At 70.5% G+C, this 8,968-nt stretch carries 7 protein-coding genes; 4 read left to right on the top strand and 3 right to left on the bottom strand.

Annotated elements, in window-relative coordinates:
- The first annotated feature begins 325 nt into the window (after nt 1-325).
- The gene (locus Pka01_RS40325; protein ID WP_203888302.1) at nt 326-1,225 is read left to right on the top strand and encodes a LysR family transcriptional regulator; all 900 of its coding nucleotides are present in this window, start codon (nt 326-328) and stop codon (nt 1,223-1,225) included.
- A 3-nt stretch (nt 1,226-1,228) separates the two neighbouring features.
- Here Pka01_RS40325 and Pka01_RS40320 read toward each other — a convergent pair whose 3' ends face one another.
- Complete coding sequence (locus Pka01_RS40320; protein WP_203888301.1) at nt 1,229-1,969, bottom strand: MBL fold metallo-hydrolase; 741 nt, start codon at nt 1,967-1,969, stop codon at nt 1,229-1,231.
- 68 nt (nt 1,970-2,037) lie between these two features.
- Nucleotides 2,038-3,534 carry an Nramp family divalent metal transporter gene (locus Pka01_RS40315; protein WP_203888300.1) on the bottom strand — a complete coding sequence of 499 codons (1,497 nt, stop codon included), beginning with the start codon at nt 3,532-3,534 and terminating at the stop codon, nt 2,038-2,040.
- A 214-nt stretch (nt 3,535-3,748) separates the two neighbouring features.
- Here Pka01_RS40315 and Pka01_RS40310 point away from each other — a divergent pair, with 214 nt between their 5' ends.
- The gene (locus tag Pka01_RS40310; protein WP_203888303.1) at nt 3,749-4,579 is read left to right on the top strand and encodes a putative RNA methyltransferase; all 831 of its coding nucleotides are present in this window, start codon (nt 3,749-3,751) and stop codon (nt 4,577-4,579) included.
- A gap of 114 nt (nt 4,580-4,693) precedes the next feature.
- A complete protein-coding gene (locus Pka01_RS40305) occupies nt 4,694-6,454 on the top strand; it encodes a S9 family peptidase (RefSeq protein WP_203888299.1) in 1,761 nt (586 codons plus the stop codon).
- Here the strand turns inward: Pka01_RS40305 and Pka01_RS40300 are convergent.
- Nucleotides 6,429-7,871: a PP2C family protein-serine/threonine phosphatase gene (locus tag Pka01_RS40300; RefSeq protein ID WP_239116297.1), complete on the bottom strand. Its 1,443-nt coding sequence runs from the start codon at nt 7,869-7,871 to the stop codon at nt 6,429-6,431. The genes Pka01_RS40305 and Pka01_RS40300 overlap by 26 nt on opposite strands.
- 244 nt (nt 7,872-8,115) lie before the next feature.
- Between Pka01_RS40300 and Pka01_RS40295 the strand changes: the two genes are divergently transcribed.
- On the top strand, nt 8,116-8,968 hold an 853-nt coding region (locus Pka01_RS40295), incomplete at its 3' end, for a HAMP domain-containing protein (RefSeq protein ID WP_203888297.1).

The following is an 8,968-nucleotide window of genomic DNA, read 5'->3' as shown; positions in this document are numbered from 1 at the left end:
GATGACGAATACCAGGCAACCAATACCGACGGGTAGTTAGAAGAGGAGCGCGAATTGATAAATGCCATTTGTCCAGCTTGATGGCCTAGTGTGAATTGCGCGATAAACACCCATAGGCGCCCTTCGCACCAAATACCCCCGGCCGAAAAACACAACGAACTACGCAATACGAATTGGCGGCCGAGACTTCGTTCCGGGCCCCCAGCCCACGCGCAGGCCGATGATCAGACGCCTCTCTGGCGCGAGACCCGATGACCACCCCGCCCGCCCCACCAACCATCACCACTGCTTATGGATCGACTTAGACGGCCGGTCATACTGGAGCATGGATTCCGGCCCGCCGCTGCGCGACATCGGCTGCTTCGCCCTCGTCGCGCGGCACCTGAGCTTCTCGCGCGCCGCGGCCGAGCTCGGCGTCTCACAGCCTGCGGTGAGCCAGGCCATCGGCAGGCTCGAACGTTCGCTGGGCGTCCGCCTTTTCGACCGGACCAGCCGTGACGTGCGGCTGTCACACACGGGCAAGGCGCTGCTGCCGGACGCGGAGGCACTGCTACAGGCCGCCGCGAGGTTCTCAGCCGAGGCCGCCCGCCTGGCGGTACCGGCCGGTCCCACGATTCGACTGGCCTATCCCTCGCTCGTCGGAACACTGGCCGCGCGGGTGGCCCGGCGCCTGGCCCACCGCCGGCCCGCGATCGAGGTGGAACTGCTCGCGTCCGGCCGGAGTGATTCCCTCACGGCACTGGCGCAGGGAGAGGTGACGGCGGCGATCGTCCAGACGCCGTTCCCGCTGGGATTCACGACGGCCGCCCGGTTCCATGTGCCGGTGGCGCACCTGGCCGTCCCGGCGGGTCATCCGCTCGCCTCCAAGTCCCGTCTGCGGCTCGGGCAACTCGCCCGGCAGAGGATCGTGGTGCCGCGGAACCGACCGCCGGGCGGGATGTGGGCCCGGATCGCCGCCCTGCTGCCCGGCCCCGACCAACTCCATGTCGTCGCCGGCGACCTCGACGACTTCGCGTCCGCGCTCGATCTCGTGGCGGCGGGAGCGGGTCTTCTGCCGACGCCGTCGTTGCTGGTCGGCTCGATCCGCCGGCACGACGTCCACTTCGTTCCGCTCGAGTCGGCGGAGCTCCGGATGACCTTCGGGCTCACCTGGGCGGGCGAGCGGGCCTCACCCGAGTTGATGGCCCTCGTCCAGGCGACCCAGGAATGCCTCTGGACGAGGTGACCCCTATATCGGTCGAACCGGGACGAACGCCTGGGCGAAGTGGCCGGGGGCGATGACCGCGGCGCGGTCGAGGATGGCCAGACGGCTCACGACCGCCCGCTCCGGATCCTCGTCGTACGCGTAGGGGATCGTGGGGTCGGCCAACTGGACCGGATGGAGCACCGCGTCACCGGTCACGATGAGGTCGCCCACCTCCACGCACTGATGCCCCGGCGTGTGGCCGGGGGCGTGCACCACGCGGACGCCGGGCAGCAGGCCGGCGTCGCCGTCCACGACCTGGATGGAGTCCCGCAGCGGCTCGACGACCTCGCGCCGCATGGGCCCGCCCACCCAGTCGAGCTCGGCCTGCTGGATCACGTGGCGGGCGTTCGGGAAGACCGGCACGCCGTCCCGGACACAGCCGCTCGCGTGGTCACTGTGCAGATGGGTCAGCACGACGACGTCCACGTCCGCCGGGCCCACGCCCACCTCCGCCAACTCCGCGACCAACCGGCCGGGCACCGGCGCCCATCCGGCCGCGGGCGAGTCCGTTCCGCCGATCCCGGTGTCCACCAGGACCGTACGGCCTCCCGCCCGCAACACGTAGCAGTGGAAGTGGAGCGCCCACTCGTCGTCGGCGTCGGCGAAGGCGCCGCCGGGAAAAAGCTCCGGAAGCGGCTTTCTGATGCTCTCTCCCATGGGCCCGACGGCGTCGCAGACCGGGACGATCTCGACACCGGCCACAACCTTCGGCTCGTACGGCATCGCCCCACCCTAGAACGGCCCGCCCCAGAACGACCCGCCCCAGAACTTCCCGACCCAGAATTCCCCGCCTAGAAGGTCACCAGCGGATTTCCGACGAGGTCGGCGATGAAGTTGACGAAGAAGAACCCGAAGAACAGGAAGTTCAGCACCAGGATCACCTGGTGGTACCAGCGCGACCGGGCGGCACGGGGCAGCCTGCGGTTGAGGTAGATCAGCAGGAACGGATAGAACAGCGCGCCCAGGTTCGACATGTTCGCCGACCACTGGACCAGGCTCACGGGCAGCGCCAGGTGCAGGATGATCGCGATGATCACCAGCAGCACCAGCATGAACGGGTAGTAGAACCGCCTCGGGTCACCTTCGACCAGGGCCCGCAGGCGGGGGCTCGTGGCGTGTGCCGCGTCGGTCGTCACGCGGACCATGCCCTCGAAGATCCCCAGCTGGGTCGAGAAGAGGATCAGCACGCCGAGCACGAGGGCGACGTTGAAGAGCACCCTGCCGTGCTCCTGCTCCAGCGCGCTCGCCACGAATGTCGGCACGTTGGCCTGGGTGGGCGTCTTCCCGCTGATCTCCACGGCGCGCGCCATCAGGATGGTCGGCAGCAGCATGCCCAGCATGGCGCCGACGAAGAAGATGCCCCACATGTCCGTGAGCAGCAGGCGGTACCAGCGACGCCACCGGGCGTTGTTGTCGGGGTCGTCCGGGAAGGTGACGCCGCTCGCCAGCATCTGTGTACGTCCACCGCGCATGCCGGAGATGTGGCCGACCCGGTACCCCATTCCGTAGCCCTTGTCGCGGTAGTGGCCCATGACGTACCAGTTCAGGCCGGACGCGAGCGCGGTGAACCCGGCGAGCGCGCCGAGCTGGGTGGCGGTGATGCCGGCGGGCGGAGCGGCGGGGGTGACGAATCCACGGATGCCCTCCCACCACTGGCTGAAGGGCACCACGAACAGGTCGACGAGCACCAGGGCCACCAGGATGGCCCCGACCATCACCCAGTTCGCCAGTTCCAGTGCGCGGCTGATGCGGCGGGCGCCAGCCGTGATGAGGAAGACGAGCACGAGTAGAGCGATCGCCCAGATACGCGGTTCCTCGGCTCCGGCGGGTGGCACCTCGCCGTGGACGAGCGCGTAGACGCCCTGGCCGGCGGACGCCGCCCAGCCACCCGCGATGAAGGCGAATATCACGATGAAGACGGAAAGCGGGACCCACAACAGGTAGCCGGGAGGCACCCGTCCCCAGCCGACCACCGGTGCCTCTCCCGTCGCCATCACATAGCGCGAGCACTCGATGTTGTAGAAGGTCTGGAGCACCGCCGAGACGACGATCACCCATCCGACGCCGACGAAGCCGTACTGCCCCACCGCCTGGGGTCCGAGCAGCCACTCGCCGCTGCCGATGGAGATGCCCAGGGCGATCAGGCTCGGACCTAGCGCGTACTTGAAGAGCTCCTTCGGTCCGATCCTCCGTACGCCGAAGACCTCCTCCGGCTCAGGAAGGTCGTCCACCGCGAGATCCGGACGACTGACGCCGAGCGGCCGGGTCTGCCCGGTTTCCTCTGTCATGAGGGCCTCCTGGGACGATGACCCCCCGAATCACGTCAAATCGATACTGACTACCCCTGATCATGATTTATGACTCACGACATGACAAGGCGTCGCTGTGATCTGAATCACCCGGGATTCTCGCCATGTGAAATGCCGTACAGAAATGCCGTACCGAACTGCCGTGCGCACACCGGGACACGAGGCGGTCACCAGGACGGGCGATGATGGACGGATGCTCGCCGACGTCATCGATCTCCTGCTCTGCCCGGTCTGCGGCGGCCGGCTGACCCTTGTGCCCGGCACGGTCCGCTGCGACGCCGGGCACGGCTTCGACGTGGCGCGGCAGGGATACGTCAGTCTGCTGACCGGCTCGGCGGCGCCGGGCACGGCCGACACCGCGGCGATGGTCGCAGCCCGCGCCGACTTCCTCGACGGAGGCCACTTCGCCCCGCTCGCGGACGCGGTCGCCGCGGCGTGCGAAGCGGCGGAGGTCGCCGTGGACGCCGGGGCAGGCACCGGCCACTACCTGTCCCGGGCGCTTGACGCGGCGGCATCCGGGGCGGTGGGGCTCGCACTCGACGTGTCCAAGCACGCGATCAGGCGGGCGGCGCGGGCGCATCCCCGCATCGGCGCCGTCGTGGCGGACGTCTGGCGGCCCCTGCCCGTCCGGGACGCGTGCGCCGACGTGCTGCTCAACGTCTTCGCGCCGCGCAACGCCGCCGAGTTCGCCCGCATCCTGAAGCCGGGCGGCAGGCTGCTGGTCGTGACCCCCGCCGCGGGCCATCTCCGTCCCCTGGTCGACCGGCTCGGCCTGCTGTCCGTGGACGCGGAGAAGGAGCGCCGGCTCAGAGAGACCCTCGCGGGACGGTTCACCCCGGCCGGGCAGGCCGACCTGGAGATCCCGCTGACGCTGGGCCACGCGGCGGTCGAAGCGGTGGTCGGGATGGGGCCGAGCGCCTGGCACACCGACGGCGAGGCCCTCGCGAAGAAGATCGGGGAACTGCCCGACCCGGTCGAGGTGACGGCGTCCTTCCGCTTGTCCACCTGGATGGTACGGAAGTGACCTGAGGGCCTTCTGACGGGAAATTCCGCGCGAACATCCACGATTTGTCGGCCATTTTCCACTTGTACGGGACATACTTGACCGCAACCCCGCCGGAGGACAGGGGAGGGCCGCATGAAGGCCGAGGAACGCTGGCAATCCAGGTTCCGGGCACCACGCACGACCCTGCCGATGTGGGCACGCCAGGCGCCGCATCGCGCCCTCTATCGCAGCAACGCCTCAGGGGCATGGGAGATTTACGCCTGGGACCGTTCCACCGGCCAGGCCCGTCAGGTGACCGACCGGCCCAACGGCACCTCGTACGGCGCCGTCGACCCGGCGGGCAACTGGATCTGGTGGTTCGCCGACACCGACGGCGACGAGTTCGGCGTGTGGATGCGGCAACCCTTCTACGGCGGCGCCGACGTCCCCGTGCCGATGCAGCCGGGGAACCCCTGCGGCCTCGGTCTCGGCGGCAACGGCGTCGCGGCGGTCGGCCGATCCTCTCGAGACGGCTTCGAGGTCCTGGTCACCGACGGCGCAGGAGACGCCGTCCCGGTCTACGGCCATGACGAGTTCGCGTCGGTCGTCGGCATGTCCCTCGACGGATCGCTCATCGCGATCAGCCACAGCGAGCACGGCGACTCCCTCCACCCGGCCCTGCGGGTGCTGAAGACCGACGGCCAGGTCGTCGGGGAGCTTCACGACGGCCAGGGGAAGGGCGTCACCGGCATCCGGTTCGCCCCGCTTCCCGGCGACCGCCGGATCCTGGTCCTCCACGAGCGCCGCGGCCGGCGCGAGCCGCTCGTCTGGGACCCGGTCACCGGTGAGCAGCGCGAGATCTGGCTGCGGGTGCCCGGCGAGATCACCTCCGACTGGTACGACGACGGCCGCGCGCTGCTGATCATGCACAGCCATCGGGGCCGCACCGAACTGCTGCGCTACGACCTCGCCGGCGGAGGCCTCACGCCGATCGAGAGCCCGCACGGGGTGATCGAGGCGGCCGCCCCGCGTCCGGACGGCTCGGTGGAGTACTCCTGGTCGAGCGCCGCCCACCCCCCGGTGATCAAGTCGAGCAGCGGGCACGTCGTCATCAACCCCGGCCGCACGCCTCCGCCGTCCGTGCCGCTGGAGGACATCGACGTGGACGGCCCGGGCGGGCGCATCCACGCCCTGGTCTCCCGTCCGGAGCGGCTCGCCCCGCCGTACCCGACCGTCTTCCTGCTGCACGGCGGGCCCGCTGCGCAGGACGACGACTCGTTCCTGCCTCCGGTCGCGGCCTGGGTCGACAACGGCTTCGCGGTGATCCGGGTCAACTACCGGGGCTCCGTCGGGTACGGCTCTGCCTGGCGGGACGCCCTCCACGGCGACGTCGGGCACATCGAGCTGGCCGACGTCGCCGCCGTCAGGGACTGGGCGGTCGACCACGGCATCGCCGACCCGGACCGGCTGGTGCTCACGGGCTCGTCCTGGGGCGGCTACCTCACCCTGCTGGCCCTCGGCACCCAGCCCAAGAGCTGGGCGGCGGGGATCGCCGCCGTGCCCATCGCCGACCACGCGGCGGCGTACGAGGACGAGGCCGAGGGGTTGCGGGCCGCGCACCGGGCCCTGCTCGGCGGTTCGCCCGCGGATCTGCCCGAGAGGTACGCCGCGTCCTCCCCGATCACCTACGCCGACATGGTCCAGGCGCCCCTGCTGATCCTCGCGGGCGAGAACGACCCCCGATGCCCGATCCGCCAGATCGAGAACTATCTGAGCGCGCTCGCCGACCACGGCCACGAGGCGTCGGTCTACCGGTACGACGCCGGCCACGGCTCGCTGGTCGTGGAGGAGCGCATCCGCCAGATGGCGGCCTCGCTCGACTTCGCGGTCAGGGCGCTCGCAGGACGAGGATAGCCAGGTCGTCGGCGCTCGGCTCCAGCGCGAAATCCTGTACGGCACGGCGGATCCGCTCGGCAACGGCCCGGGCGGACAGGTCCACGCACTCGGACAGGAGCTTGGCCAGCCCTCCGTCGTCGTCGAGCAGCCGGGAGCCCGACCGTCTCTCTGTCACGCCGTCGGTGACCCCGAGCAGCACGTCTCCCGGCGCGAGGTGGACGCTCTCCTCGCGAAAGTCGGCCTCGGGGAAGACGCCGAGCAACGACTGGGGCTGGGCGACCGTGTCGACCACGCCGCTCGGCCGCAGCCGCAGCGCCTCGGGATGCCCGGCGGAGACCAGGCTGACGTCGAGCCCGTCGGGCACGCGGGTGATCTCCCCGTGCAGCAGCGTCAGGAACCTCGCCCGTTCCCCCTCGTCGAGGATGGCCTGGTTCAGGCGGTCGACCACGTCGGCCACGCCGTACCCCTCGCGGGCGAGCAGGCGGAGGGTGTGCCGCGCGAGGCCGGTGACGGCCGCGGCCTCGGGTCCGGTGCCGCAGACGTCGCCGATGGCGAACCGCCAGACCCCCTCACGCATGGGGAACAGGTCGTAGAAGTCACCGCCGACCTCGTTGGTCTCACCCGCGGGCTCGTAGATGACGTGGGAGTCCAGGCCGGGAGTCTTGGGCTCCTCGGGCGGCAGCAGGCTGCGCTGGAGAGCCCGGTTGGCCGCCGCCTGCTGGGCGTACAGGCGGGCGTTGTCCATCGCCAGCGCGGCCCGGCGGCCGAGGTCCTCGGCCAGTTGCAGGCCCTCGTCGGGAAAGCGGTCCCGCCGGCCCAGGCACATGATCCCCAGTCGGCGGCCCCTGGCGGTCAGCGGAAAGGCGAGTGACTGCCACTCGCCCATGTGCAGCACCGCGGGGCCCTCTCCCGACGGCATCTGGGTCTCGCCCAGGAGTTCGCGGAGCGCGTCGATCTGGGCCTCGTCCGCGTGCCAGAGATAGGCGGGCCGCAGCGGCCCCGACCCGTGCTCCGCCGTGTAGACGGCGCACCAGGTGGCGAGGCGGGGGACCACGATCTGCGCGATGATCGCCGGGACCATGTCGGGGTCGAGGGTGCCGGCGAGCAGATCGCTGGCGTCCGCGAGGAAGCCCAGCCAGCCCGGCCCGGCGGTCGTCTCCGCCACCCACTCGTCTCCCCCGCCCGGGGCGCCTCCGGGCAGGTCGATCCTGGCCCAGCGGGTGCGGGTCGACGCGGTGAAGGTCACCCCCCAGGCGACGGCGTCCGCGGGCGGGCCGTAGGCGGTCGAGCCGGACTTCTCCCTGACCTCGACCTGCACGGACTCGCCATGGTGTATCCACACGACGTCGAACGGCTCGCCCGAGACCTCGGCCACCAGATCACGCGCCAGGCCCTCCGCCTCGGCGGCCACGGACATGACGGCCCATGCGGTCATCACTTCGCGAGTGAACCGCACGGCAGCTGTTACGGCCGTCTCTCCCGGCGCGAACGACGCGGCCAGAACGGCACGAGGGGTACTTGTCACCGCTTCCGTGCTTACCACAGTTCCGCTTGACCCGGGGTAAAACAAGGGGGCACCCCACGCCACGGAACGTGACAGACTGGCAAGGAGTCCGCCCCCCGAAAGGCCGCTGTGCCTCATATGCGGCGCTAGACCCCCAAGGGGTGAAGGAGGCCACATGTCGCCCGTCGGCGTTGAGCTGGCCGGAACGGAACGGTCGTACACCGAGTCCGATCTCGTGCCTGTCCTGGAAACCCTCATCACGTGGCGCGACGGGGACTTCCGCCGACGTGTCCCGCACGCGCCCCCCGGGATCCTCAGCGAGATCCGCCTGCTCCTCAACGAGGTGGCGGACCGGCGAGAGCACCTCGCCAACGAGCTGAACCGGGTCCGCCGCGAGGTGGTGAAGGAGGGCAGGTTCAACGAGCGTCTCACTCCTGGCCCCGGCGTCGGCTCGTGGGCCGAGGGCGTGGGTTCCGTCAACGACCTGATCGACGCGCTGGTGACGCCCGTGAGCGGCGCCGCCGACGTGATCGACGCGGTGGCGAAGGGCGATCTGTCGATGCGGATCGACCTCGACCGCAGCGCCAGGGGCGAGGTGCGCCGGCTCGGCAAGGCGATCAACGGGATGGTCGACCAGCTCGCCCTGTTCACCTCGGAGGTGACGAGCGTCACCCGGGACGTCGGCACCGAGGGCAAGCTCGGCGGGCGGGCGAACGTACGCGGGATGTCGGGGAGCTGGCGGGATCTCACCGAGTCCGTCAACACCATGTCCAGCCGCGTCTCGGCCCAGGTGCGCGACATCGCCGAGGTGACCACGGCCGTGGCCCGGGGCGACCTGAGCCGCAAGGTCACCGTCGACGCGGTCGGCGAGATGTTCGAGCTGAAGAACACCGTGAACACCATGGTCGACCAGCTGTCCGCGTTCGCGGAGGAGGTCACCCGAGTCGCCCGCGAGGTCGGCACCGAGGGCAAGCTCGGCGGCCAGGCCCAGGTGCGGGGGATCTCCGGCGTCTGGAAGGACCTCACGG

The sequence above is a fragment of the Planotetraspora kaengkrachanensis genome (genome assembly GCF_016862895.1).
Taxonomy (GTDB): domain Bacteria; phylum Actinomycetota; class Actinomycetes; order Streptosporangiales; family Streptosporangiaceae; genus Planotetraspora; species Planotetraspora kaengkrachanensis.
The sequence above is the reverse complement of the archived record's forward strand: the minus strand, read 5'-3'. Positions and strand labels throughout refer to the sequence as shown.